Source organism: Allostigmatella hybrida, assembly GCF_020103775.1.
Taxonomy (GTDB): Bacteria; Myxococcota; Myxococcia; order Myxococcales; family Myxococcaceae; genus Hyalangium; species Hyalangium aurantiaca.
Genome location: NZ_JAHXBH010000001.1, coordinates 483850 through 508955 on the forward strand (window position 1 = coordinate 483850; position 25106 = coordinate 508955).

Consider the following 25106-nt stretch of genomic DNA (forward strand, 5'->3'; position numbering starts at 1 on the left):
GAGGACAAGGAACGCACTGATGCCGACGCTGGGAATCGATCTGGGAGGAACCAACGCCCGCGCTGCCGTGGTGGATGCGCGAGGGACCATTCTCGCCTCCGCCAAGATGGCGCTCACCGAGCGCAGCCCCGAGGCGGTGGTGGAATCCATCACCCAGGCGGCCTCCGAGGCCGTGTCCCTGGCGGGCGTCCCGGTCACCGGGTGTGGCGTCGGGGCCGCGGGCCAGATTCCGGGCAACTCGGGCGTGCTGGCGGTGGCCCCCAACCTGGGCTGGCGCAACGTGCCGCTGGGCGCGCTGCTGAGCGCGCGGCTGGGGATGCCGGTGCGGCTGGTGAATGACCTGGCCGCGGCGGCCTGGGGCGAGTTCAACGCGGGGGCGGGCCGGGGCGCCCAGGACGTGTACGTCGCGTTCGTGGGCTCCGGGGTGGGCAGCTGCATCATCGCCAACGGCCAGCTCGTGCGCGGCTCGGGCGGCGTGGCGGGCGAGCTGGGGCACACCAAGGTGATTCCGGGCGGCCGGCGCTGTGGCTGCGGGGAGCTGGGGTGCCTGGAGGCCTATTGCGGCGGGCACAACCTCATCGGCCTGACGCGGGAGCTGCTGGCCTCGGGCCGCTCCCCGGTGCTGAACGAGCTGACCGCGGGGGTGGCCGAGCGCATCACCCCGCTGACGCTGGAGCGGGCGGCGGAGGCGGGCGACCCGGCCGCGGTGGAGATTCACTCCCGGGCGGGGAAGATGCTGGGCATGGCCATTTCCAACATGATTACCGTGTTGAACCCGGCCCGTCTCATCCTGGGGGGCGGGGTGCTGATGAACTGCCCCGGCCTGCGCCGCGCCGTGGTGGAGGGCATCCAGGCGCTGACGTCGAACACCGCGCGCGAGGGGCTGCTCATCGCCGAGGCGGAGCTGGGCGACGACAGCGGCCTCATCGGCGCGGCGTTGCTCGGCTGACGTACGGAGGCCAGGAGGGGAGGCACGGGTCAGGTCCGTCCGTTACACTGGACGGGCCACCGTCGCTCTTACCCTCCGAGGTCCCCCGTGTCTTTCGAGTGGAAGCTGGCCAAGCTGGATGAGCTGAAGGTCCTCGTCTCGGACGCGCAGCTCAAGGACTCGCAGATCCGCCTCAACCTCGCCTCGGGCCGGGTGGAGCAGCCCATCAGCCTGGGCTTCGAGGGGCTGTCCTTCGTGCTGGACGCGGGCACGGAGGTGGCCGTCGAGGCCTTCAATGCCCCCAGCGACGTGGACGTGGACGGCGTCATCGGGCCCGCCGCGAAGGAGGGCGAGGCGCCCTCCCGGTTGAGCCCCCCGCTGGTGATGGGGGCGGACGAAGTGTGGCTGAAGTACGGCGCGCGCACCCGCGTCAAGGCGCAGGCCACCTCGGCCCCGATGCCCTTTCTGTCCCTGGGCGTGGGCGGCGATGTGTCCGTGCTCGTGGCCGACTACCGCCTGCACCCGCCGGAGCGGAAGGCCCGGGAGGCGTTCCAGGCGGATGCGGTGGCCCTGCGGCTGCCGTTCATCGCCGACCACGTGATGAAGCTCCGTCCCCGGGAGGCCCTGACGTTCCAGGCCCGGCTCCGGATGGAGACGTCCATGTCGTTGCAGTGGTCCGATGTCTTCACCAGCCAGCTCAGCGCCCTGAGCCGCCTCTTGCCCTCCGGGACGCTCCTGGGCCTCAAGACGTCCGTGGGGGCCTCGGTGACGGGCGCCGTCACCGTCACGGATGACTTCCTGCTCACCTTCTCGCGCGAGAAGGAGGGCGCCCTGGTCGTCTCCGTGCAGAAGGGCGCCGCGCGCGAGGCCCGGCTGGCCCCGGAGATCGGCGTCACGGTGGAGGCGGCGAACCCCGAGGTGTTCGGCGCGGTGGTGGACGCGCTCGTGGGCGCCCCGGGCGTGGCCCAGTTCGAGAAGCTGGTGGACAAGCTGGCCGCCCGGCAGCTCAGCGACACGGAGAAGGACGTGCTGCGCTGGGTGCTCGACCGGCTGGGCATGGAGGAGTACGAGGCCGACGCCTCCGCCATCAAGCGGGCGTGGGAGGACCGCAAGGCCCAGGCCCGGGACGTGGTGGCCCAGATGGCCTCGGAGAAGCTCTCCGTGGGGTTCCAGTACGAGTACTCGCGCCTGTCCGAGCAGCAGACCCTGGTGCGCATGGAGCTGCCCGATGCCCAGGTGCGCCAGCTCCACGGCCTGCTGCTCCTGGGCAAGCTGACGGAGGTGCTGAAGCAGGTGGAGCCCTCCGCCCTGCGCAGCTACTTCCGTCAGGACTCGGACACGCGGCGCGAGGCGTGGGGCTTCACCCTGGGCTTCTCCAAGTGGCAGCTCCAGTCCCGGGACCAGAAGAAGTTCCAGCGCGTGGTGCAGTATGGCTCGCCCGACACCCTCCACGGCCCGCAGCGCATCGCCTTCCTGGGCGTGCGCGGCTACGAGGGCACCCTCTTCAACAGCCAGGGCCGCTGGTCCATCGACTTCAAGTGCGACATGGAGGCGTTCCGCATCCAGCCCTCCGCCCAGGACTTCCAGTACGGGCTGTACTTCCAGATCGCCCGCGCCGGCCGGCTCTCCGGGAACGACCTGCGGCTGGCGCTCGACGAGGCCATTGCCTGGCGCGTCTTCGACGATGCGGACGAGGAGTCCGTCTTCAAGGAGCTCCAGGAGTCCACGCGGGGCCAGGACGTGGAGCTGCGGCTGGAGCTGAAGTTCACGGATGCGCTGATGCGCGAGCTGATTCCCCTGGTAGCCGCCGGGGACGTGGACCCCTTCGCGCGGGCCCTGGGCCGGGCCATGCCCTGGGACACGACCCGGGCGCGCGTGGACCCCGAGTTCCGCCAGGCGCTCTACGCACCCCTGTGGAAGGCCTACCTGGTGGACAAGGCCAAGGGGTGGACGCCCCCGCTGGCCGCCGCGCGCGCCGCCCAGTGGCTCAAGCGCAACCCCATCGCCAAGGGCAAGGACGGCGAGGTGGCGCACTGGGAGGGCCGGGGCATCGCCTCGCCCAACACCTTCGCCGACGTGCTCGACAAGAACGCGCGGCACGCGGACGTCGGCTCGTCGTACGGCGGCACCTACGTGCGGTGGCAGCGCATGGTGGCGGGCATGGTGCTGCTGCGCGATGCCATCGCGCAGGGGCGGGAGCCGGGCATCATCGAGCGCGCGTTCGATGAGCTGGAGGAGCTCTGGCGCCTGTCCTTCCACCTGAAGGCGTTCGGGGCGCTGCTGCTGGATCTGTCCTCGAAGACGGCCGAGGGGCTGCAGGCCGTGGAGCGCACCTTCTCGGTGGTGCCCCGCTCCGGGGACGCGAAGGTGCAGCGCATCTTCAGCGCCTCGCGGACGGAGTAGTCCCCCGGCGGGAAGCGAAGGGGAGGGCCGTTACCCGGCCCCCTGCGTGCTGGGGACGGGGGCCTCGGGAGGGGCGCCCTGGGGCTCGGGGGGCGCCTCCGCGAGCCCCCGGGCGAGCCGCCGCCGCACGACGTCGATGTGCTCGCGGAAGAAGTAGAGGTTCTCGGCGTACGCCAGGGGCACGGGAATCTGGTTCACCGCGCGCTCGGCCTCCTCCAGCCGCCGCAGCATGTCCTCCAGCTTGTCCCGGCCGGGCTTCTCGTCGAGCTGAATCTCGATCTCCTTCAGCCGGGCGTACCAGCGGAAGATGCGCGAGCGGACGCGCCACAGGAAGATGGCCGGCACGGCGCGGCCCAGGGGGATGACGACGGCCAGGATGGGCACGAGCATCACCCAGAGCCGGTCCACCAGGTTCGCGGCCCAGAAGGGCAGGTAGCGCTGGAGCAGCGGCACCCCGGCCTCGTAGTAGCGCTCCGCCTCGCTGCTCAGGGGAAAGCCCGTCTCGAGCGGGGCGGGAAACTCGCCCGTGCGGTCGAGCAGCCCCGCGCTGCCGTGGACCTCACTCGCGGCGCGCAGCAGCAGGTAGGCCAGCGCCGGGTGCAGCGTGTCGCGCGCCACGAGGTTCGCCGTGGGGGCCACCAGCACCACGTCCCGCTCCGGCAGGTCCGCCGCCAAATCGAACACGCCCCGGGGCAGCACGAGCTTCGACAGATAGGTGTACTTGCGGGCGTACGCATCCGCGCGCGCGAAGCTCAGGAGCCGCACGCCGGGGGCCGCGGTGAGCTTCTGAATCGCCGGGGCCTCCGCCGGCGAGACGAGGAACACCGCGTCCACGCCGCCCTGCTTGAGCTGCTCCACGGCCTCGTCGCGTCCCAGCGGGAGGAGTTCCGTGGGGGCCTGATCCGCGCCGTTGGCCTTGAGCAGGGTGAGGGCGAGCGCCCGCGTGCCGCTCTCGGCATCCCCCACGGCGATGCGCCGGCCCTTGAGCCCGCGCACGTCCTCCAGCGGCTCCCCGCGGTAGAAGACCCACAGGGGCACATAGGACAGGCTGCCGAGCGAGACGATGCGCGCCTCCTTCACCTCGTTCACGGCGCCGCTCTGCACGAAGGCGACGTCCACCCCGGAGTTGGGGTCGGCGAGCAGCCCCAGGCTGGTGACGGAGCCCTTGGTGGCGCGCAGCTCCAGGGTGACGCCGTGCTGGGCGAGGAACTGCTGGTAGCGCCGCGCGAAATACCGGAAGCCGCCCTCGTCCTGGGCCACGGCGAGCACCAGCGTCTTCGGGGGCGCGGGCTTCACGAAGTCGAGCGTGATGGTGAACGCGATGCCGATGATGAGCAGCGTGGGCACCAGGGTGAGCCACAAGTCCCGCCGCAGCGTGCGCCGCAGTTGCTGCCTGAGGTTGTCCGTCTTCATGCGAGGCGCGGAGTATAGGCTCGCGGTGAAAATCGCATGTGTTCACCATGCGATAGAGGCACCCGCTCGTCCGCAAACGTTGCCGGGGGCAAACGCGGTGGGTGCTGATCCGCGGACCGCCCATTCTCACAGCGGGTGACGCAATGCATTAGCCCTGCGGGGAGGGGGAAAGTCTTGCGGCGGTTGCCTCCTGACGACAGTATGCGCGCCGGTTTGGGCACACATTCCCAGGCTCTAATTTCTTGAGGGAGGCACGAGTGGAAACTCGCTCTTCGATGTCCCGCGTGGGCGCCACGGCGGTGTTGGCGGCAATGGTGGTTTTGGTATCGGCGTGCAAGCGCGAGAACAAAGAGGCGGCGGGAGGCGAGGCGGCGGCTCCGGCGGCCGAGAAGCGCTCGGGCGGGAAGATTGCCCTGCTGCTGCCCGAGTCGAAGACCTCCCGGTACGAGTCCCACGACCGGCCGCACTTCGAGCGCAAGGTGAAGGAGCTGTGCCCGGACTGTGAAGTCATCTACAGCAACGCCGACCAGGATGCCTCCAAGCAGCAGAGCCAGACCGAGGCGGCGCTGACCAACGGCGCCCAGGTGCTGGTGCTGGACCCGGTGGACTCCGCGTCTGCGGCGGCCATGGTGGCGCGCGCCCGCCAGTCCAAGGTGCCCGTCATCAGCTACGACCGGCTCATCACCAACTCGGACGTGGACTACTACATCTCGTTCGACAACGAGAAGGTGGGCAAGCTCCAGGGCCAGGCGCTGCTCGACAAGCTCAAGGCGGACGGCAAGGACAAGGGCACCATCGTCATGATCAATGGCGCGCCCACGGACAACAACGCCAAGCTCTTCAAGGCCGGCGCGCACAGCGTGCTGGATGGCAGCGGGCTGGTGGTGGGTGCCGAGTACGACACTCCGGACTGGAGCCCGGACAAGGCCCAGCAGCAGATGGAGCAGGCCGTCACCTCGCTCGGCAAGGACAAGATCGCCGGCGTGTACGCGGCCAATGACGGCACCGCCGGTGGCGCCATCGCGGCGATGAAGGCCGCGGGCGTGAACCCCCTGCCGCCCGTCACGGGCCAGGACGCGGAGCTGGCCGGCATCCAGCGCATCATCGCCGGTGAGCAGTTCATGACCGTGTACAAGGCCATCAAGCCGGAGGCCGAGGTGGCCGCCGAGCTGGCCGTGGCGCTGCTGCGCGGCCAGGTGCCGGAAGGCAAGGTCAACGCCAAGGTGAACAACGGCCAGAAGGACGTCCCGTCCATCCTGCTGCCGCCCGTCGCGGTGACCAAGGAGAACGTGAAGTCCACCATCGTGGCAGACGGCTTCTGGAAGGCCGAGGAGATCTGCTCGGGCTCGTACAAGGACGCTTGCGCGTCCGCGCAGATCCAGTAGCGCAGGGAAAGGGAAGCGATGTCCGCGAATGCGTTGTTTGCGTTGAAGGGAGTCTCCAAGCGCTTCGGAGCCGTCCAGGCGCTGACCAAGGTGGACTTCGAGGTAAAGGCCGGTGAAGTCGTTGCCCTGTGTGGCGACAACGGCGCCGGCAAGTCGACCTTGATCAAGATCATCTCTGGGATCATCCCCATTGATGAGGGTGACACCCTCTTCGAGGGCAGGAAGGTCTCCCTGTCGGGGCCGAAGGTGGCCTCGGCGCTGGGAATCGCCACCGTGTATCAGGACCTCGCGCTGTGCGATAACCTGGACGTGGTGGGCAACCTGTTCCTCGGGCGTGAGCAGCGCTCGGCGGGAGCCGGAAAGGCCGTGGGCTGGCTGGATGAGACGGCGATGGAGCAGCAGGCGACGGCCCTGCTCCAGCGCCTGTCGGTGAGCATCCCCAGCGTGCGCACCCAGGTGGCGGCGCTGTCCGGTGGCCAGCGCCAGTCCATCGCGGTGGCCCGGGCCATGATGGGCGAGCCGAAGATGGTGCTGCTGGACGAGCCCACCGCGGCGCTCGGCGTGGCCCAGACGCGGCAGGTGTTGGACCTCATCCGCCGCCTGCGCGAGCAGGGGCTGGCGGTGGTGGTCATCAGCCACAACCTGATGGATGTGTTCTCCGTGGCCGACCGCATCATCGTGATGCGGCTGGGCAAGCGGGTGGCCACGTTCGACGTCAAGGAGGCCAAGGAGGTGGAAGTCGTTTCCGCCATCACCGGGGCCAAAAAAGCCGAGGTGACCGAGACTTTGAAGATGGAGGGAGCATGAGCGCGCCCGGTACGCAGCCCGCAGTCGCGGTAGATCCCCGGTTGATCCAGGACGCCCCTGGAATCAAGGGCGCCTGGCATGGATTCCTTCGCCGCCTGTCCCAGGGAGAGCTGGGCAGCCTGCCCGTCATCATTGGCCTGTGCGCCATCTGGCTCACCTTCTACATCGCCAATGACCGGTTCCTGTCGGCGGTGAACCTCACCAACCTCATGCTGCAGATCACCGCCATGGGGACCATCTCCGCCGGCATCGTGCTGGTGCTGCTCCTGGGCGACATCGACCTGTCGGTGGGCGCGGTGAGCGGCCTGTCCGCCGCGGTGATGGCGCTCTTGAACGTGAAGATGGGCTGGGGCCCGGTGCCGGCGCTGCTGGCGGGCCTGGCCACGGGCGCGGCGATTGGCGCCTTCCACGGCACGTGGATGACGCGCTTCCGGGTGCCGCCCTTCGTGGTGACCCTGGCGGGTCTGCTCGGCTGGCAGGGCGCGCAGCTCTACGTGCTGGGCAACACGGGCACGGTGAACCTGAATGATCCGGTCATCATCGGGCTTGCGGGCACGTTCTTTGGCCCGGCCATTGCCTGGATGGTGGTGGCGCTCATCGTCGTGGTGCACGTGGCGACGGTGTTCGTCGAGCGCCGCCGGCGCGAGGTGGCGGGGCTGCCGCTGGTGCCGCTGCGCTCCACCGTCGTCCGCATGGTGTTCACGCACGGCGCGCTGATTGCCGCCGTGGCCATCTTCGTCCAGGACCGCGGCCTGCCGCTGGCGGCCCTGATTTTCGGCGGCGTGGTGCTGCTGCTGGAGCTGCTCATCCGCTGCACGCGCTTTGGCCGTCACACCTTCGCGGTGGGCGGCAACGCCGAGGCGGCGCGCCGCGCGGGCATCCGGGTGGACCGCATCCGGGTGGCCATCTTCACGCTGGCCTCCACCATGGCCGCCGCGGGCGGCATCCTCGCTGCCTCGCGCCTGCTGGCGGTGAACCAGTCCTCCGGCAGCGGCGACGTGCTGCTCAACGCCATCGCGGCGGCCGTCATCGGCGGCACCAGCCTCTTCGGCGGCCGGGGCTCCGCCTGGTCCGCCCTCCTGGGCGCCCTGGTCATCGGCTCCATCTCCAACGGAATGGATTTGTTGGCCCTGTCCTCGTCCGTGAAGTTCATGGTAACGGGGGCCGTTCTGCTCGTGGCCGCATCCATCGATGCACTGTCACGCCGAGGGAGGCAGGCCGCGGGTAGGGCCTGAGCGGAGAAGCCCCTACACGGGGTCGGGAGACATCATGACGGCAAAGCGCATTCGGGTCGGCATCATCGGCACGGGCTTTGCTCGCTCCACCCAGGTGCCCGCCTTCCAGGCGTGCGCCGGGGTGGAGGTGGTGTCCATCGCCAGTTCCCGGGCCGAGCGTGCCGAAGCGGTGGCGCGCGGCCTGGGCATCCCCCACAGCGCGGGGGATTGGCGCGAGGTGGTGGACAACCCCCAGGTGGACCTGGTCAGCATCGTGGCGCCGCCGCACCTGCACCACGCCATGGCCTTGGCGGCGCTGCAGGCGGGCAAGGCGGTGCTGTGCGAGAAGCCCACCGCGCTGGATGCCGCGGAAGCGGAAATCATGTGGCTGGCGGCGGAGCAGCGCGGGACGCTGGCGCTGCTGGACCATGAGCTGCGCTTCCTGCCGTCGCGCCAGCGCATGCGGGAGCTCGTCCTGGGCGGGGAGCTGGGCACGCTGTACCACGCGCGGGTGTACTACCGGAGCGACCACCGGGCGGGCCCCGAGCAGCCCTGGGACTGGTGGTCGGACATGGCGCGGGGCGGCGGGTTGCTGGGCGCCATCGGCTCGCACGCGGTGGACTCGCTGCGCTTCGTGCTGGGGCGCGAGCCCGTGGAGGTGATGGGGATGATGTCCACCCACGTCACCACCCGGTTGGATGGCCACACGCACGAGTCTCGGCTCGTCACCTCCGATGATGAAATCCAGGCCCTGCTGGGCTTTGGCGGGGAGCTGACCGCGGCGGTGAGCCTCTCGGCGGTGGAGCCCGGCGCGCCCCTGCACGGCATGGAGGTGTACGGCTCCAAGGGCGGGCTGCGCGTGGAGGGCGAGCAGCTGTGGCACTCCGCAGTGGGCAGCCGGCGCTGGGAGCCGGTGGCGTTGCCCGCGCCGGAGGCGCTGCCCGAGGGCATGCCGGACAACGAGTGGGCGCGGGGGTTCCTGCGCTACGCGCGCGCGCTCACGGAGACGCTGGGCCAGGGGGCCCGGGTGCTGCCCGGCGCGGCCACCTTCGAGGATGGGTGGCGCACCATGCGCGTGCTGGATGCCGTGCGGCGCTCGCACTCGGAGCGCCGCTGGGTGTCCATCTCCAACCGTTGAGGTGCCGTTACCGGGGCGTGGGCACGGCGGCGTCCGGCAGCCCCGCGTCCTCGGGAACGTAGGCCACCTGGCAGCGGTCCAGGGCGGGCCCGCACACCCGGTCCAGGTCGCCCCGGGTGTCGCAGCCGTAGCGCTCGGTACAGGTGTCCGGCAGGAAGGCCCAGACGAACTGGAGCACGTTGCTGCGGCGGCCCTCGGGCAGGGCGGCGAGAAAGTCCTCCTGGTGGGTCTCGAAGACCTGGGCCAGGTGGACGGTGGTGCCCTCCATCCGCACGTGGCGCTTGTCGCCCATGAAGCGGCGGACCGCGTCATTGAGCTGCGCGTCCAGGAAGCTGGGCTCGAAGGGCACGCCCTCTAGCGCCGGGCCGCCCCGCGTGCCCCGGAAGAGGGCCAGGTGGATGCGTGGGTCTGCGAACTCCCGCTGGAGGATGCGGTGCTCCAGCGCCCACAGCGTCAGCCGCTGGCCACCCACTGGCCAGGCGCGGCTCCAGAAGAAGTGCCTCTCCAGGGACGGGTAGCCGTCCACCATCGCCTGGAGCAGGAGCGCCGTGTGGGCGTTGAGCCAGTAGGCCAGCACCTCCTCGGGCTGGGCGAAGCGCTCGGGGTGGGAGCGGGGGGAGAAGGTGGCGAGCGAGCGCACGAAGGCATCCAGCTCCGCGCGCTGCTGGCCCAGGGCGGCGAAGTCCACGTCCCCATCGGACTTCACGTGCCGTAAGGCACGCGCGTAACCGGCGTAGCTGAAGGGGGCCTCCGCGGGGGGCACACGCGCGGGCAGCAGTCCGTAGAGGTGCAGCACCGCGAGGGCCACGAGCCCGGGCGGCACGAGCCACAGCACGGCGAGGAGCAGCCGCCAGCGGGGGCGGTGGGGGACGGGGGCGGCCACGGGGCCGGCAGTGTAGGGCCCGGCCGGGAGGCCGGCCTAGCAGGAGCGGCGCCGCAATGCTTGAGGTTGTCAATTGTCCATATGCACCGAGTGAATTAGCATGAAGGCATGAGCGGCACGGGTGGTGAGCAGAAGAAGGCTTCAACTCAGGCCGAGGAGCGGCTGGGGCGTGAGGCATGGGCTCCCCTGTTCGCCCTCGTCCAGGACCAGATGCGCCGGTTCCCGGTGCTGGCGGCCGAGTTCGAGCTGTCGCCCGTGCAGGCGCACGTGCTGAGCATGCTGGGGTACGGGCCGCAGCCCATGAGCGCGCTGGCCGACTACCTGTCGTGCGATGCGTCCAACGTGACGGGGCTGGTGGACCGGTTGGAGGGGCGCGGGCTCATGGAGCGCCGCAACGCCGAGCATGACCGGCGGGTGAAGATGCTGTGTCTCACGGAGGCCGGCCAGGAGTTGCGGCAGCGGCTCCAGGAGCGGCTGCTGGAGCCCCCCGAGGTCATCGCGGCGCTGTCTCCCCAGGAGAAGCGCCTGCTGCGGGACATCCTCTCGCAGGCGCTGGAGCGGCTGGCGGACCGGAAGGCCCAGGGCCAGAGCGCCGCCGCGCCGGACGCGCGCCAGGGCTAATCCAGCAGGAAGGTATAGGCGTACTTCATCTCGGTGGAGACGGCCTCGCCGCCCTTGATGGCGGGCTTGAAGCGGAAGCGCCGGATGGCATCCCTCGCCGCCTCGTTGAGCCCGTAGCCCGGGCCGGAGATGACCTTCACGGCCATCACCTTGCCCTCCAGGTCCACGGTGATGGAGAGCGTCACCGTGCCCTCGATGCCGGCCCGCCGGGCCTCGTCCGGATAGGGAATCTTCACCTCGGAGAGCACCCGGGGCTCGGAGTCCACCTGGTAGATGGGCGTGTACTTGGGCGCCGAGTACGCCTTCACCTCCTGAGGGGCCGTGGCCTTGTTGCCCGTCTTTCCATAGACGGTGTTGCCCACGGGGGCGGCGAAGCCTCCGGCGCTGGTGGTGGAGGACATGGAGATGCCCACCACGAGCGGGGCCGGCTTCGCGGGCTGCTCGGGGGGCGGCTCGTTGGGCGGCGGCGGCGCCTGCTCCGGCGGCGGCGGCGGGGGCTTCTCGGCCTCGGCCACCTTCACCGGGGGCGGCTTGGGCGGGGCCTTCACCTTGGGCGGCGGCGGGGGCGGCGGGGGCTCTTCCTTCGGAGGCTCCGGGGGAGGCGGGGGCGGCTTCTCCACCTCCACCATGACCAGCTCCACCGGCTTCGTCAGGGCGGGCGGGGGGCGCTCTTTCAGGCGGCTGAGCAGCAGCAGCCCCACGCCGTGCAGCCCCAGGGACAGGAGCACGAACGCCATCGCCCAGCCCGAGGAACGCCGGGGAGGAAGCGGATTGTCGAGGGCGGCCTGGCTCATGGGGCGTTCCGGCTCAGGGCGCGGCGGCAGGCGCGGGCGTGGGCGCCACGTCCTTCTGGATGTTGAGGGCGAACTTGGCGATGCCCTGGCCCTTCACCACGTCGATGAGCCGCATCACCCGCCCGTACGGAATGGACTGGTCGGCGCTGATGATGGCCCGCGTCTCCTTGTCCTTGGCCACCGCCTCCGTCACCCGGCGCGACAGCTCCGCCTCGGACAGCTCCGTGCCGTCGAAGAACAGCTTGCCGTCCTTGTCGAGCACCACGTTGACCAGGCCCTGCACCGTCTCTCCGCCGTTGGCGGCCCGGGGCAGGTCCACCTCCACCGTCTCGCGGACGATGAAGTTCGCCGTCACCATGAAGATGATGAGCAGCACCAGCACCACGTCCACCAGCGGGGTGACGTTGATGCCCGTGATTTCCTCGTCGTTGTCCTGCGAGCCACCCGCCATGGCCTAGCGCCCCTCGCCCGAGGGGGCCGGGGGCCGCTGCGCGCGCAGGCTGCCCACCAGCGCGTGGCCCAGCGATGTGGTGCGGCTGGTGAGCGTCTTGAGCTGCCGGTTGAAGACGTTGAAGGCCACCACCGCCGGAATCGCGACGGCCAGGCCCACCGCCGTGGCCACGAGCGCCTCGGAGATGCCCGCCATCACCGTCTCCTGGATGGCGGCGCCCTTCACGCTGGCGGTGCCCAGGTCATGGAAGGCCTTGATGATGCCGAGCACCGTGCCGAACAGCCCGATGAACGGCGCGTTGTTGCCCAGCGTGCCCAGGAACGACAGGTAGCGCTCGTACTGGGGCCGCTCGCGCGCCACGGTGGAGGCAATCACCTGCTCCACGGTGTCGGCGCCCTGGGCGCTGGAGGCCAGGGCCTCGCGGATGACGGCCGCCTCCATGCCCTTCTTGCCCTGGATGGCCGAGCGCACCGTTTCGAACTCACCCCGGGCCAGCTTCACCGCCAGGGCCTCCGAGTCCGCCAGCCGGTGCGTGCTGAAGTACACCGCGCGCTCGAGCATGAGGGCAATCGAGAGCACCGAGAGGACGACCAGCAGCCACAGCACCCACTCGGCGCTGGTCAGCGTCACGCCCAGCAGCTTCCGGCTGAGCCACCCCACCTGTTCCGACTGGGCGAGCTGGGCGAAGAGGAACGTGGACGGCATGGAGCTCCAGAGAGGGAAAAAGGCGCACTGCATCCATTCGTTTCCAGGGGGAAAAGTCAAATGAATCGCCACCTTGGCGGCTGGTTCCCCGGAGGGTAGGCTCCCGTCTCGCGATTGGAAGTGGAGTCATCCCGGGGGGGACGATCGTGACAACTCAAAGGCTGAATTTCATGGATTCTGGGTTCAGGGCCAATCCCTATCCCAGCTATGCCGGGCTGCGGCGCAATCAGCCCGTGGTGCAGGTGGATCCGGGCGGCTTCTGGGCCGTGTCCCGCTATGACGACGTGGTCCACGTGCTGCGCCATCCGCGGCTCTTCACCTCCCATGGCTTCCAGGTGGCGTGGGAGCCGGCGTGGCTGGGCTACAGCCCCATGGCCCACTCGATGCTGGCGCTGGATGGGGAGGCCCACCGGCGGCTGCGGACCCTGGCCACCCGGGTCTTCAATGGCACCGCCGTCCGGCGGCTGGAGTCGCGGATCCGCGCGCTCGCGGCCCAGCTGGCCGATGGGCTCGCGGCCCAGGGGGAGGCGGACTTCATCTCCGCGTTCGCCATGCCCCTGCCCACCACCGTCATTGGCGGGTTGATGGGGCTCGAGGCCTCGCTGCACGGCCGCTTCAAGGGCTGGGCGGATGACCTGGCCAGCATCACCCCCGAGCCGCTGAACGCCGCCCATGCCACGCGGGTGCGGACCACCGTGGAGGAGATGACGCGCTACCTCACGGAGGTCCTCAACGCGCGCCGCCGGGAGCCCGCGGAGGATCTCGTCACGGACCTGGTGCGCGCCGAGGTTCAGGGGCAGCCGCTCACGGACCGGGAGATCATCGGCTTCCTCGTGCTGGTGATGGTGGCCGGGCTGGAGACGACGGTCCACCTGCTGGGCAACGCGCTGCTGTTTCTCGCGGAGCACCCGGACGCGCTGGCGCGGCTGCGCGCCGAGCCCATGCTGATTCCCCGGTTCATCGAGGAGCTGCTCCGCTACGAGTCGCCCGTGCAGTGTGTGCTCCGGTTCACCACCGCCGAGACGAAGCTCGCCGGGGTGACGATTCCCCGGGACGCGGTGGTGATGGCGGTGATTGGCGCGGCCAACCGGGACGAGCGCCGGTACTTCGAGCCGGAGCGGTTCGAGCTCCATCGCGAGCTGCCGTCGCTCGCCTTTGGCCATGGGGCCCACCACTGCATCGGGGCGATGCTGGCGCGGATGGAGGCCCAGCGGGGCCTGGAGGCCTTGCTGTCGCGCTTCCAGGGCTTCACCCGGCTGTCGCGCGAGGTGCCCTGGAACCTGTCCTTCGCGGTCCGGGGGCCGGCGAGCCTGCCCCTGCGGTTCATTCCGGCCGGGTAACCGGGAGGCTTGTGGTGGGTGGCCGGGTAGCCGACACTCCCGGGTGCCCATGGCCTCCCGCGCGGAACGTCGCTTTCAGGCTCTCGTGCTTGCCCCCGTGCGGCGCGTGCAGCGGCGTCTCACCGCGATGGCCTGGGCCGAGGCGGGCATCGTCCCCCTGTGGGCCGCCGTCACCGTCTGTGTCGCCGCCCGGTTGCTGGTGCGCGGCGCCATGCCGTGGGCCCTGCCGGTGTGCCTGGCCGCGGGCGGTGTGGGGTGGTGGCTCCGGGCGCGGGGCCGGCAGGTCTCCTTCCAGCACGCGGCGGTGCTCGCGGACCGCTCGGCCGAGGCCGGCGGGCTGCTGCTCACCTCGCTGGAGCGCCCCGCCGGGGAGTGGGAGCTGGCCGTCAACCAGTTCGCCCAGGCGGTGAAGCCCCCCCGGGTGCCCTGGCAGCGCCCCGCGGCGGCGCTCGCCGGGGCCGTGCTCTTCCTGGTGGCGGGGCTGCTCCTGCCGCTGCCGCCGCTCACCGTGCGGCCCCCCAACGCGGCGGCCACGTCCCTGGTGACCGCCGTCCAGGCCAAGGCCGAGGCGCTCGCGCAGGAGGAGCCCCTGGGCGCGCCCCTGGAGGACGAGCTGCGCCGGCTGGCCGAGGAGGCCGCCGGGGGCCGCTTCGACGCCGCCGACTGGGAGGCCGTGGATGGGGTGGCGCAGCGGCTGGCCGAGCGGGCCGCCGAGGCCGGCGCGGAGCTTGCGGGCGCGGCCGAGGCCGCCCGGGAGCTGGAAGAGGCGCTCGGGGCCGCGGGCGGCGCGGAGCGCGCGGCGCAGGAGCGGGAGCAACTGGAGCGGGCCCTGATGGCGCTCGGGCAGGGCAGCCCGTCGCAAGGGGCGGAGGGCGGGGAGGAACAGGGCGAGAATGCCCAGGCGCGCGCCTCGGCCCAGGCGGCGGCGGGGGGAAACCTCGATCAGGTGTCGGATCTCCGCCGGACGTTGGAGCGGCGCCAGGAACAGCTGGCGCAACAGTTCGGGCAGGGCGCCCCGGGACAGGGCTCCGGGCAGCGCGCGGGCGCTTCCCAAAAGGGGACCTCGCCCGGCGAAGGGGAAGGCGAGGGCGAGGGGGAGGGCGAGGGGCAGGAGGGACAGGCGGGGCATGCGAGCCGGGCTGTCCAGAAGGGCCCGGGCAAAGGGGTGGGGCGGGGCGGGGAGAGCCAGCCGCTCGTCTTCGGGGACGAGGCCCAGATGGATCCGGACCGGCTGAAGTTCCAGCCCCTTCCGCCCGGGCAGGGCGGCGAGGCCGGCGAGCTGTGGGGACTTCGGGCCGCGGAGCCCCGGAAGGACGGCGTCACCGTGACGCCCTCGGCCGTTCGCGGCACGGGCGCACAGGGCGATGCGGCGCCGGGGCATTCCACCGCCCCACTGCTGCCGCGCAACCGCGACCTCGTGAAGCGATACTTTGGTGGCGAATGAGAAACGAGAGGTGCCTGCGTGTCTGAGCTCTTGAGCCCCGCCGAGGTGCAGGGTGCGGCGGAGGTGGCGGCCCAGGTGAAGAAGGGGCTCGCCCAGGTGTTGCTCGATCAGGAGACGGTCGTCGAGCAGGTGGTGGTGGCGGTGCTCGCGCGCGGGCACGTGCTCCTGGAAGGCTTGCCCGGCCTGGGGAAGACCGAGCTGTGCAAGGCGCTGGCGCGGCTCTTGGGCCTGCCCTTCCGCCGCATCCAGTTCACCCCGGACCTGCTGCCGGGCGACATCACCGGCACCTACGTGCTGGAGGGCGAGGGCCGCCGCGAGTTCACCTTCCGCGAGGGGCCTCTGTTCGCCAACGTCGTCCTCGCCGATGAAATCAACCGCTCCAGCCCCAAGACGCAGTCGGCCCTGCTGGAGGCGATGCAGGAGCGCAGCGTGACGGTGCTGGGCCAGACGCGCCCCCTGCCCGAGCCCTTCTTCGTGCTCGCCACGCAGAACCCCATCGAGCTGGAGGGCACCTACCCCCTGCCCGAGGCCCAGCTCGACCGCTTCCTCTTCCGGGTGCAGGTGCCCCCCGTGGGCGCGCGCACCCTCACCACCCTGCTCACCACGCGCGTGCGCGGGGCGCCGCCCGTGCTGCCGCCGCTGCTCGACGCGGAGCGCCTGGCGGCGCTGTTCGCCGCCGTGGACCGCGTGCACCTGCCCGTGCCCGTGGCGGACTTCATCGGCCGGCTCGTGGAGGCCTCGGATCCGCGCCAGCCCCACGCCCCGGAGGCCGTGCGCCGCCTGGTGCGCTATGGCGCCTCGCCCCGCGCCGCGCTCGCGCTCGCCGCCGCGGGCCGGGCCCTGTCGCTGATGCGCGGCAAGCCCAACGTGGGCTTCGACGAGGTGGTGGCCACGGCGCCCGCCATCCTCAACCACCGGCTCGTGCTCGCCTACGAGGCCTCGCTGGAGAAGGTGGCCACCACCGACGTCATCCAGGCCCTGCTCCAGGCCGTGCCCGAGGTGCCGCGTGGGTAGTCTCGGCGTCCTCCTGGCCGCGCTGCTCCTGACGGCGCCCGGGGCGGCGGAACCTCCTGCCGTGTCCGAGGCGGTGGACACGGCCCTTCCGGAGGCCTCGGCGGAGGCGCCTCCGGCGGCGGAGGCGGCGTCGGCGTCCCCGGTGATGGCGGCCGTGGCCGAGGCGGAGGCGCCGGTCCCGGCCCCGGTGGCCTACACGGATTTGGCGGGCACCCTGGAGAGCTTCGACGAGCTGGGCTGGCTGCGCGTGTCGGTGCGCAGCAGCTCGCTCCGGGCCCGGAGCGGCTACTCCCCCCTGGAGGTCATCCTCCACAGCACCGATGCCAGGCCGCACCCGGTGACGGTGGCGTTCCAAGGCCACAGCGCCGCCACGACGAGGGTCTCCCGGACGGTGGAGCTGGGGGCCCGGCAGCGGCTGGCCCTGTACCTGCTGGTGCCCGCCTCGATGGCCGCAGGCTCCGTCAGCGTGACGGTGCCCGGCCATCCGCCGGTCAACGCCCACAGCGTGTACCTGTACCGGCCTGGCGGGCTCACGGCCCTGGTGATTGGGGACCGGAAGGGGTTCGAGGCGGGCACGTCCCTGCCCCTGTCCGAGGAGGAGCAGCCCTCCCACCTGAGCGCCCTCTTCGTGCCGGCGCAGCAGGCTCCGCGCGAGCTGGCCGCCTACGTGGGCTTTGACGTGGTGATGGTGACGGAGGAGGTGGCGAGCCTGCCCCCGGACCTCTGGGCCACGCTGGAGCACCAGGCGGCGGCCGGGGGGGCCCTCCTGCTCATGCAGCCGCCGCGGGATCTCCTCCCGCGCTTGCCCCTGCTGTCCGCCGGAGACACCCTCGAGCCGTGGAGGGCCTATGGCCTGGGCCAGGTGGCACTGTGCAGCCCGTCCCCCACGGACTGCAAAGCCTCGCTCAACGCGCTCCCGGGGAGGCGCGGCTTGCCCATCGCGCCCCGGGGTTTTGGCCGCGGGGACCTGGCCGACCGCTTCGCGTACCTCGGGCACAGTGAGACGCCGCTGTTGCCCAATGCCCTGGCGCCCCTGGGGCGCTTTCTGGTGCTCATCTTCCTGTTCACGCTGCTGGTGGGGCCCGGGGGGCTCTACCTGGCGCGGCGCCGGGGGCCGGTGGCGCTGCTGGTGGGCGTGCCGGCGGTGGCGCTGCTCACCTGTCTGCTCATCATCGCCGACTCCGTGCTGCGCGAGGGCTTCGTCACCCACGTGGCACGCTACAGCTACAGCGTGCTGGACCGGCCCCGGGACCGGCTCATCACCGCCGCCGTGGCGGGCTACTACGCCAACCTTTCCCCCCGGGCCCTTCAGGTGCCCGCGCAGGGGGTCCTCCTGGAAAGCGAGGAGGGGCCGGAGCCGGAGCTCGAGCTGGACTGGAGCGCGGGGGGCATGCGCACGGAGGGCTTCCTGCCGTCGCGCACCTATGTGGAGTGGGGCGAGCTGGATGTGCTGCCCACGCGGGCCCGGCTCGTGGTCCGGACCGAGGGGAACGCGCTGAAGGTGCAGAACGCGCTCGGCGCGCCGCTCCAGGCGGGCGTCGTGCGGCTGGGCGGCGTGGACTACCCGCTGGGCGAGGTGGACGAAGGGGGCCAGGCCCTGGCCTCGCCCGCGCGGGAGGTGAAGCCTCTCTCGACGCACCTGCCGGTGGTCTCGCCGCTCCAGGGCCGCTCGAATCCTTCCGGTTCCTTCTGGCGCCCGCTGGAGGATGGGGAGTTCGTGGTCCGCCTGGGCGGCGCGGGGTTTGGCTTCATGACGGCCCTGCCCGCGGAGCTCCACGAGGGGGTGCACTACATGCGCGGCACGGTGGACGGACCATGAGCTTGCTGGAGGTGAAGGGGCTGCGGCGGGACTACGGCCCCCTGCGCGCCGTGGATGACGTGTCCTTCGCGCTGGAGGCGGGCACCATCCTGGGCTTCATCGGGCCCAACGGTGCCGGCAAGAGCACCACGATGCGCATTCTCGCCACGCTGGATGCGCCCACCCGGGGCGAGGTGCTGCTGGATGGGCACTCGCTGGTGGATGCGCCGGACCGGGTCCGGCCGCTCATCGGCTACATGCCGGACCGCTACGGCACCTATGACGATGTCACCGTCTGGGAGTTCCTCGACTTCTTCGCGCGGGCCTACGGCCTGAAGGGCGCGGTGCGCCGGCAGCGCGTGGCGTCCGTGATGGAGTTCACGGGGCTGCACCCGCTGAAGGACAAGCTGACGAGCGCGCTCTCCAAGGGCATGAAGCAGCGGGTGGCGCTCGGGCGCACGCTCCTGCACGATCCGAAGCTGCTCATCCTCGACGAGCCGGCGGATGGCCTGGACCCCCGCGCGCGCATCGAGCTGCGCGAGCTGCTGCGGGCGCTGGCGGACCAGGGCAAGGCGGTCCTCATCTCCAGCCACATCCTCACGGAGCTGGCGGAGATCTGCGACACCTGCGCCATCATCGAGCAGGGGCGGCTCCTGGCCACGGGCAAGGTGGCGGAGCTGCTCGCGCGCAGCACGGGCACGGGCGCGGAGCTGGAGGTGCGGCTGGCGGCGGGGGCGGAGGGCGAGGCGGCGTATGCGCACGCGGAGCGGCTGCTGCTGGAGCAGCCAGGCCTGAGCCAGGTGACGCACGAGGCGGGCAGCCTGCACGTGCGGCTGGCGCTGGAGCCCGGCACCACGCCGGCGCAGGTGGATGAGGCGGCGGCGCGGCTGTTGGCGGTGCTGGTGAGCGCCGGGGTGCCGGTCTGTGCGTTCAGCCACCGCCAGTTGAACCTCGAGGATGCGTTCATGTCGGTGACGAAGGGGAGGGTGGCGTGAGTGAGGACGTGGTGCCGCTGCCCTCCCGGTGGGCCCGGCTGGCGGAGCGGCTGGGCGAGCGGCTCAACCCGCTGGTGGTGAAGGAGGTGCGCCAGGGGCTGCGCACCCGGCTGTTCTGGGTGTGCTTCGGGCTGATGTTGCTCGCGTGCCTGCTGGTGGCGCTGCTGGCGTATGGGGACATGCGCGGGGGCAGCTACCGGCCCAAGGGACAGACGTACTTCTTCACCTTCTTCGTCTTCCTGGGGCTGGTGCACTTCTTCATCATCCCCTACAGCGCCTACCGCTCGCTGGCGCGCGAGCGCGAGGACGAGACGTGGGTGCTGCTGACGCTCACCGGCCTGGGCCCCCGGCGCATCCTGCGCGGCAAGGTGGCCAGCTTCCTCATCCAGGCGGGGCTGTATGCCTCCGCGGCGGGGCCGTTCCTGCTGTTCAGCTACTACCTCAATGGCATCGAGCTGCCGAGCATCCTCGTGGTGCTGGGGCTGGGGGCGCTCTGGCTCGTCTTCCTGACGGTGCTGGGGGTGTGCGCGGCCACGCTGGCCGAGGGCCGGCTGGGGCGCGCCTTCATGCACTTCGTGGTGCTGGGCGTGCTGGCGGGCGGCGTGGCCCAGGGGCTGGGGGGAGCGTTCGCGCTGAGCTCGGGCGGTGCCCGGATGATGCGGGACAACGGCTTCTTCGCCGTGGTGGGCGTGGCGATGTGGCTGATGGTGAGCTACGGCGTGCTGCTCTTCGAGACGGCCGTTTCCCGGCTGAGCCTGAGCACCGAGGACTACACGCGCGGCCCCCGGCGGGCGCTCCTCCTTCAGATGGCGCTGAGCGCGCTGGTGGTGATGGGCCTCTGGTGGCAGGAGTCCCAGGAGCAGGAGCTGGCCTTCGCGGGGGGCATCCTGGGCGGGCTTCACCTCGCCCTGGCGGGCCTCTTTGTGGCCACCGATGTGGATGGGCAGGCCCGGCCGCTCCGGGCGAAGACCCGGGCCTGGTCCCTGCTGCGTCCCGGCGCCCTGCGGGGCTTCCGGTTCATCGTGGTGTTGTTGCTCGCGTGGACGGTCTTCATCCTGTTGCTCCAGTGGGACTCGCCCGGCACCCGGACCCACCGCGAGACGCTGATGCTCGCCACCAGTGCCGGGACGGCCTACGTGCTGCTGTTCCTCTCGGCGGCGCTCTTGCTGGGACGGATGCCGCGCTCGGACCGCTGGGCCTCGCCCGTGTCGGTGCGCCTGCTGTTCGTGGCGCTGGTGGGCCTGGGCTGCGTGGTGCCTCCCCTCGTGGCCCTGCTGCTGGGCCTGGAGTCGAACCACGGCCTGCTCAACCTGTTCAACCCGGCCGTGGGGACCGTCAACTTCGCCGCCTACGATTACATGGTGGAGCGGCCCCGGATGCCCGCTGAGCTGCTCCTCGTCCTGTGCGGGGTGGCGGTGCTGGCGGTCTTCGCCACGGACCGGGTGCTCGCCCGGCGCGAGCGGCAGGCGCACGAGGCGTGAGCGGGATGGACGGCAAGGCGGTGGCCCGGCTGGCACCGGGGCTGACCCTGGCGCTGCCCCGCGTGCCCCACCGGGGCCGGGTGGGCGAGGTGCGCGCCAGCTCCGTGGGCGCCTCGATGGAGCTGCACGACTTCCGCGCCTACCAGCCCGGGGATGACCTGCGGCAGGTGGACTGGAACGCGGTGGCGCGCACCGGGGAGATGGTGCTGCGCGTCCGCCAGGACGAGGTGTCCCCGCGCCTGGAGGTGCTGGTGGATGGCTCGCGCTCCATGGCGCTCAGCCCCGGCAAGGAGGCCCGCGCGCGGGAGCTGGCGCTGCTGACGGTGGAGGTGGGGGCCCTGCAGGGGCTGGCGCCCACGGTGCTCACCTCGGGCACGCGGGCGGAGCGGACGCAGGGCCATGCGTGCGGCGCGGCCGTGCGCGCCTCGGTGTTCGACGCGAGGGATGAGCTGCCGCGGGCCCTGGGCCGGCTGCCGCCGCTGAGGCCGTGCGGCCTGCGGGTGGTGGTGAGCGACTTCCTCTTCGAGGCGGACCTGGACAGCCTGGTGGCCCGGCTGGCGCGGGGCGCCGCGGCCCTCTTCCTGGTGCAGGTGCTGGACGCGGAGGACCTGGAGCCCTCGGGCGGCGAGGGGGCGCGGCTGGTGGATGCCGAGAGCGGCGCGGCGCTGGAGGAACTGCTCACCGAGGAGGTGCTGGCCGCGTACGCGCGCCGCTTCGCGGAGCACCAGCGGATGCTGCGCGCCTCGGCGCTGCGGGCCCGGGCGGCCCTGTTGACGGCCCCCGCCCCGGAGCCGCTGGAGGCGCTGGTGCGAGGTCCCCTGCGCGCCCTCTTCCTGGCGGGAGGTGGCGCGTGAGCTTCGGCTTTCCCTGGGGCTTGCTGGCGCTCGCGGCGTGGGTGCCGCTGGCGGCGGCGTACTTCCTGCGGCGGCGGCAGAAGCCCGTCACCGTGAGCGCCCTGTTTCTCTGGCGGACGCCGAGGCCCCGGGCGGAGGCCGGGCCGCGCTTCGAGCGCTTCACCCGCGAGGCCTCGCTCCTCCTGGAGGCGCTGGCGGTGCTGGCCGCGGCCCTCTTCCTGGCGGACGTGCGCTGGGGGGACGAGGCCCGGGGCCGCCACGTGGTGCTGGTGGTGGACGGCGGCCTCTCGCTCTCCGCGCGGGGGCCGGACGGGGTGACGGTGCTGGAGCGCGTGCGCCGCGAGGCCGCCACGCGGCTGAACACGGAGGGCGCCACGCGGGTGACGGTGCTGGCGAGCGGCCTGTCGCCCCAGGTGCTCGCGGGGCCGGAGGCGGAGCCCTCGCGGGCCCTGGCGGCGCTGGAGTCCTTCCAGGCGCTGGGGGCAGGCCACGACGTGACGCCCACCTTATTATGGGCGCAGGAGCTGGCCGGGCCCGGCCAGCGGGTCCACTTCTTCACGGACGCGATGCCGGAGGAGGGCGTGGTGGTGCCGCCTTCCGTGCGGTGGACGGCGCTGGGCGCGCCCCGGGACAACGTGGCGCTGGTGTCCGCGCAGCGGCGGGACGAGGGCCCGCTCGCGACGGTGACGCTGCGGGTGGCGCGCTTCGGGGGCCCGGAGCAGGTGGCGCTGCGCGTGCTCGCGCGGCCCGGGGCGGGCGCGAAGGAGGGCTCCGAGCGGAGCGAGCCGGTGACGCTGCCCGCGGAGGGCGCGGCGACGGTGCGGCTGACGTTCGAGAACGCGGGCGATGTGGAGGTGTCCCTGCCGCCGGATGCGCTGCCGGAGGATGGGCAGGCGCGGCTGGTGCCCTCCGCGGTGCGCCCGGTGCGCTTGGCCCTGGCCGAGGCGCTGGAGGCCCCGGCGCGCCAGGCCCTGGAGCGCTTCCTGTCGGTGGCGCCGGGCGTGGAGGTGGGCGCGGCGGAGGGCGCGCTCCTGTGGGGCCCGCCGGGTACGGAGGCGCGGCTGACGGTGGGCGCCTCCGGCACGCTGCGCACCTTCGTAGGGCCCTTCTTCTCGGAGAAGGGCCACCCCCTGCTGGATGACGTGCAGCTCGGGGGCGTGCGCTGGACGGCGGGGAGCAACCCGCCCGGGCGCCCGCTGGTGACGGCGGAGGACACGGTGCTGCTGTCCGAGGAGGACGGGCGGGTGCACCTCAACCTGGCACTGGCGCGCTCCAACCTCCAGCGCACCCCGGCCTGGCCGGTGCTGCTGGGCAACGTGGTGCGCGAGGCGCGGCGGGCCCAGGAGGGCTTCCCGCGCCATCAGCTCAACGTGGGCGAGCCCCTGCCCGTGGTGACGGAGGCCGGGGCCCGCTACGCGCTGGAGGGGCCGCTGGGCCCGAAGCCCCTCTTCGGGGCGGGGGCGCTCACCCTGCCCGCGCCGCCCGTGCCCGGCCGCTACACGCTGCTGCGGGAGGGCGAGCCCGTGGACATGGCGGACGTGCTGCCCCTGGATGCGCGGGAGTCGGATCTGCGAGGCCGGGGCGCGGGTGAGCGGGAGGCCCAGGCCGAGGCGCGGGACGTGGACGGGGCGGCCCCGGCGGGCCGGGCGCGCTGGCCGCTGGTGGTGCTGCTGGGGGCGCTGCTCCTGGACTTCTACGTGACGCGGCGGCCGTGAGCGCTACGCGGCGCGATCGCCCAGGTCCGCCGTGATCAGCGTCTGGGTGCCGGACAGCTCCAGGGGGTTGTTGCGCACGAGCGTGGTCTCCAGGTCCGCGTCCTTCTGGGCCGCCCACCACTGCTCGGCCTCCAGCTCCGTCCAGGCGCGGGCGTGCACGCACTCCTCCAGCGCCGCGCGCAGCTCCCGGGCGCTGTTGAAGCGCGCCCCGGGCTGCTTCTCCAGGCAGCGCAGGATGATGTCACACAGGTCCGCGGGCAGCGCGTACCCCAGGCGGGCCTCCGGGTGCACGGGAGGCGTGTTCACGTGGTGCGCGCAGATCTCCGAGGCGCTCTGCCCCTCGAAGACGTGGTGGCCCGTGAGCAGGGCGTAGCCCACCGCGCCCAGCGAATAGAGATCCGATCGGGCGTCCACCTGGCCGGGCGTGGCGAGCGTCTCGGGGGACAGGTAGAGCGGCGTGCCGGCCACCACGGTGCCCTCGGAGGCGCCAGAGTCCTCGGGGCTCCCCACCTGCTTCACCAGCCCGAAGTCCAGCACCTTCACCAGATCCGGGATGCCCCGGCGCCGGCACAGGAAGAGGTTCGCGGGCTTGATGTCCCGGTGGAGCATGCCCTGGCCGTGCGCCTCCTCCAGCGCGCCGCACACCTGGCTGAGGATGTGGATGACGCGCTCGGGCGGCTGCGGCCCCGACACGGCGAGCAGCTCCGCCAGGTCCATGCCCTCCAGGTACTCCATGGCGTAGTAGAAGAGCCCGTCGGAGGTGTGGCCGTAGTCGTAGATGGCGATGGTGTTGGGGTGGGTGAGCTGGCTGGTGAGCTGCACCTCGCGCTCGAAGCGCTCCAGCTCCTGGCCGCCCGCGTCGGCGCGCAGGAGCTTGATGGCGGTGTGGCGGCGCAGCAGCGCGTGGCTCGCCAGGAACACCTCGCCCATGGAGCCTGCGCCCAGCCGCTCCAGCAGCGTGTACTGGCCCAGCCTCCGCGCATCCCGCACCTCCTGGCGCAGCCCGTAGATGGTCTTGCAGATGAGGGTGGCCAGGGTGACGGTGATGGCGCTCCAGAGCACCGCGTCGAGCGTGGCCTGGAACACCTGGGGCGAGCCGCGCGCGGAGAGGCTCAGCGCCATGAGGGGCGCGTCCGGCAGGGCACACGCCAGGGAGAGCCAGAACGCCCGGCGCACGGAGGTGGGAATGAAGACCGAGCGCGAGATGATCGCGCACGTGGTGCTCAGCAGCAGCCCGTAGGTGTCGCCCCCGGAGTACGAGCTGACCTTCAGCAGGTACAGCAGCCCCACCAGGGCCAGGCCCTCCAGCCACTTCAGGGCCCGGATGGAGAGCGACGCATTGCGGCACGTCACCCAGCACGCCGCCGCGCCCAGGATGTTGAGCACGTGGGCCACCGCGCCCGTGCTCAGGAGGACGGCCTCCCACGGCCGGTGGTTCAGGAAGATGGACCCCCCGGCGGTGGCGACGAAGAAGCTGGCCGACAGCGCGAAGAGCGTCTTGTACAGAAACACCAGGCGCTGCCGCAGGAATGCGCGCTCCTCCTGAAAGGAGCGCGAGTCCGCGCCCTGCACCGAGGGCAGAAAGTGTCCGGCTCGGATGGGGACCATTCCAAAAGAAACTCTACACCAAACCCGTAGGGAAAGTTGACAGGGGGGGCCTGGGATTCGCGGGTGTCTTGAGGGCCCCTGGGGGGCGCGGGCGGCGCTAGAGTGGCCGCACTCC

The 25106-nt window shown here is 72.0% G+C and carries 21 protein-coding genes; 15 read left to right on the plus strand and 6 right to left on the minus strand.

The window, feature by feature from the left end:
* The first annotated feature begins 19 nt into the window (after positions 1 to 19).
* Together KY661_RS01855 and KY661_RS01860 are read left to right on the plus strand one after the other, a co-directional pair.
* The gene (locus KY661_RS01855; RefSeq protein WP_225408542.1) at positions 20 to 949 is read left to right on the plus strand and encodes an ROK family protein; all 930 of its coding nucleotides are present in this window, start codon (positions 20 to 22) and stop codon (positions 947 to 949) included.
* Positions 950 to 1036: 87 nt separating this feature from the next.
* Positions 1037 to 3331: a hypothetical protein gene (locus KY661_RS01860; protein ID WP_225408543.1), complete on the plus strand. Its 2295-nt coding sequence runs from the start codon at positions 1037 to 1039 to the stop codon at positions 3329 to 3331.
* 30 nt (positions 3332 to 3361) lie between these two features.
* Here KY661_RS01860 and KY661_RS01865 read toward each other — a convergent pair whose 3' ends face one another.
* Complete coding sequence (locus KY661_RS01865; protein ID WP_225408544.1) at positions 3362 to 4744, minus strand: TAXI family TRAP transporter solute-binding subunit; 1383 nt, start codon at positions 4742 to 4744, stop codon at positions 3362 to 3364.
* Positions 4745 to 5019: 275 nt separating this feature from the next.
* On the opposite strand from KY661_RS01865, the gene KY661_RS01870 reads away from it, so the two are divergent.
* The 4 genes from KY661_RS01870 to KY661_RS01885 are packed head-to-tail and all read left to right on the plus strand — an operon-like array spanning position 5020 to position 9288.
* Positions 5020 to 6129, plus strand: a complete 1110-nt coding sequence (locus KY661_RS01870) for an ABC transporter substrate-binding protein (RefSeq protein ID WP_225409167.1) — start codon at positions 5020 to 5022, stop codon at positions 6127 to 6129.
* 18 nt (positions 6130 to 6147) lie between these two features.
* Positions 6148 to 6936 carry an ATP-binding cassette domain-containing protein gene (locus tag KY661_RS01875; protein ID WP_075008959.1) on the plus strand — a complete coding sequence of 263 codons (789 nt, stop codon included), beginning with the start codon at positions 6148 to 6150 and terminating at the stop codon, positions 6934 to 6936.
* Entirely contained in the window at positions 6933 to 8171 is a 1239-nt protein-coding gene (locus KY661_RS01880) for a sugar ABC transporter permease (RefSeq protein WP_225408545.1), read from the plus strand. The genes KY661_RS01875 and KY661_RS01880 overlap by 4 nt, the downstream gene beginning before the upstream one ends.
* A 34-nt stretch (positions 8172 to 8205) precedes the next feature.
* On the plus strand, positions 8206 to 9288 hold the full coding sequence (locus KY661_RS01885; protein WP_225408546.1) for a Gfo/Idh/MocA family protein: 1083 nt from the start codon (positions 8206 to 8208) through the stop codon (positions 9286 to 9288).
* 7 nt (positions 9289 to 9295) lie between these two features.
* Here the strand turns inward: KY661_RS01885 and KY661_RS01890 are convergent, their stop codons facing one another.
* Positions 9296 to 10171 (minus strand): DUF547 domain-containing protein, encoded by an 876-nt coding sequence (locus KY661_RS01890; protein WP_225408547.1) that lies wholly within the window; start codon positions 10169 to 10171, stop codon positions 9296 to 9298.
* A 108-nt stretch (positions 10172 to 10279) separates the two neighbouring features.
* On the opposite strand from KY661_RS01890, the gene KY661_RS01895 reads away from it, so the two are divergent.
* Positions 10280 to 10792, plus strand: coding sequence for a MarR family winged helix-turn-helix transcriptional regulator (locus KY661_RS01895; RefSeq protein ID WP_075008956.1), 513 nt, complete (start codon positions 10280 to 10282; stop codon positions 10790 to 10792).
* Here the strand turns inward: KY661_RS01895 and KY661_RS01900 are convergent.
* The 3 genes from KY661_RS01900 to KY661_RS01910 are packed head-to-tail and all read right to left on the minus strand — an operon-like array spanning position 10789 to position 12742.
* Entirely contained in the window at positions 10789 to 11586 is a 798-nt protein-coding gene (locus KY661_RS01900) for an energy transducer TonB (protein WP_225408548.1), read from the minus strand. The genes KY661_RS01895 and KY661_RS01900 overlap by 4 nt on opposite strands.
* A 13-nt stretch (positions 11587 to 11599) precedes the next feature.
* Positions 11600 to 12037 carry an ExbD/TolR family protein gene (locus KY661_RS01905; RefSeq protein ID WP_225408549.1) on the minus strand — a complete coding sequence of 146 codons (438 nt, stop codon included), beginning with the start codon at positions 12035 to 12037 and terminating at the stop codon, positions 11600 to 11602.
* Positions 12038 to 12040: 3 nt separating this feature from the next.
* Positions 12041 to 12742 (minus strand): MotA/TolQ/ExbB proton channel family protein, encoded by a 702-nt coding sequence (locus KY661_RS01910; protein WP_225408550.1) that lies wholly within the window; start codon positions 12740 to 12742, stop codon positions 12041 to 12043.
* A gap of 170 nt (positions 12743 to 12912) precedes the next feature.
* On the opposite strand from KY661_RS01910, the gene KY661_RS01915 reads away from it, so the two are divergent.
* The 8 genes from KY661_RS01915 (at position 12913) to KY661_RS01950 (ending at position 23383) form a co-directional block, all read left to right on the plus strand.
* Positions 12913 to 14082, plus strand: a complete 1170-nt coding sequence (locus KY661_RS01915) for a cytochrome P450 (RefSeq protein ID WP_225408551.1) — start codon at positions 12913 to 12915, stop codon at positions 14080 to 14082.
* Between the two features lie 85 nt (positions 14083 to 14167).
* A complete protein-coding gene (locus KY661_RS01920; protein ID WP_225408552.1) occupies positions 14168 to 15526 on the plus strand; it encodes a hypothetical protein in 1359 nt (452 codons plus the stop codon).
* 18 nt (positions 15527 to 15544) lie between these two features.
* The gene (locus tag KY661_RS01925) at positions 15545 to 16540 is read left to right on the plus strand and encodes an AAA family ATPase (RefSeq protein WP_225408553.1); all 996 of its coding nucleotides are present in this window, start codon (positions 15545 to 15547) and stop codon (positions 16538 to 16540) included.
* Positions 16533 to 18359, plus strand: a complete 1827-nt coding sequence (locus KY661_RS01930; RefSeq protein ID WP_225408554.1) for a hypothetical protein — start codon at positions 16533 to 16535, stop codon at positions 18357 to 18359. Before KY661_RS01925 ends, KY661_RS01930 begins: the two co-directional genes overlap by 8 nt.
* Positions 18356 to 19333 (plus strand): ABC transporter ATP-binding protein, encoded by a 978-nt coding sequence (locus KY661_RS01935; RefSeq protein ID WP_225408555.1) that lies wholly within the window; start codon positions 18356 to 18358, stop codon positions 19331 to 19333. The genes KY661_RS01930 and KY661_RS01935 overlap by 4 nt, the downstream gene beginning before the upstream one ends.
* Positions 19330 to 20814: an ABC transporter permease gene (locus KY661_RS01940; protein WP_225408556.1), complete on the plus strand. Its 1485-nt coding sequence runs from the start codon at positions 19330 to 19332 to the stop codon at positions 20812 to 20814. Before KY661_RS01935 ends, KY661_RS01940 begins: the two co-directional genes overlap by 4 nt.
* Positions 20815 to 20819: 5 nt before the next feature.
* Positions 20820 to 21668, plus strand: a complete 849-nt coding sequence (locus tag KY661_RS01945) for a DUF58 domain-containing protein (protein ID WP_225409168.1) — start codon at positions 20820 to 20822, stop codon at positions 21666 to 21668.
* Positions 21665 to 23383 (plus strand): BatA domain-containing protein, encoded by a 1719-nt coding sequence (locus KY661_RS01950; RefSeq protein ID WP_225408557.1) that lies wholly within the window; start codon positions 21665 to 21667, stop codon positions 23381 to 23383. Before KY661_RS01945 ends, KY661_RS01950 begins: the two co-directional genes overlap by 4 nt.
* 3 nt (positions 23384 to 23386) lie before the next feature.
* Here KY661_RS01950 and KY661_RS01955 read toward each other — a convergent pair whose 3' ends face one another.
* Positions 23387 to 24991, minus strand: coding sequence for a serine/threonine-protein kinase (locus KY661_RS01955; protein ID WP_225408558.1), 1605 nt, complete (start codon positions 24989 to 24991; stop codon positions 23387 to 23389).
* Positions 24992 to 25106 lie beyond the last annotated feature (115 nt).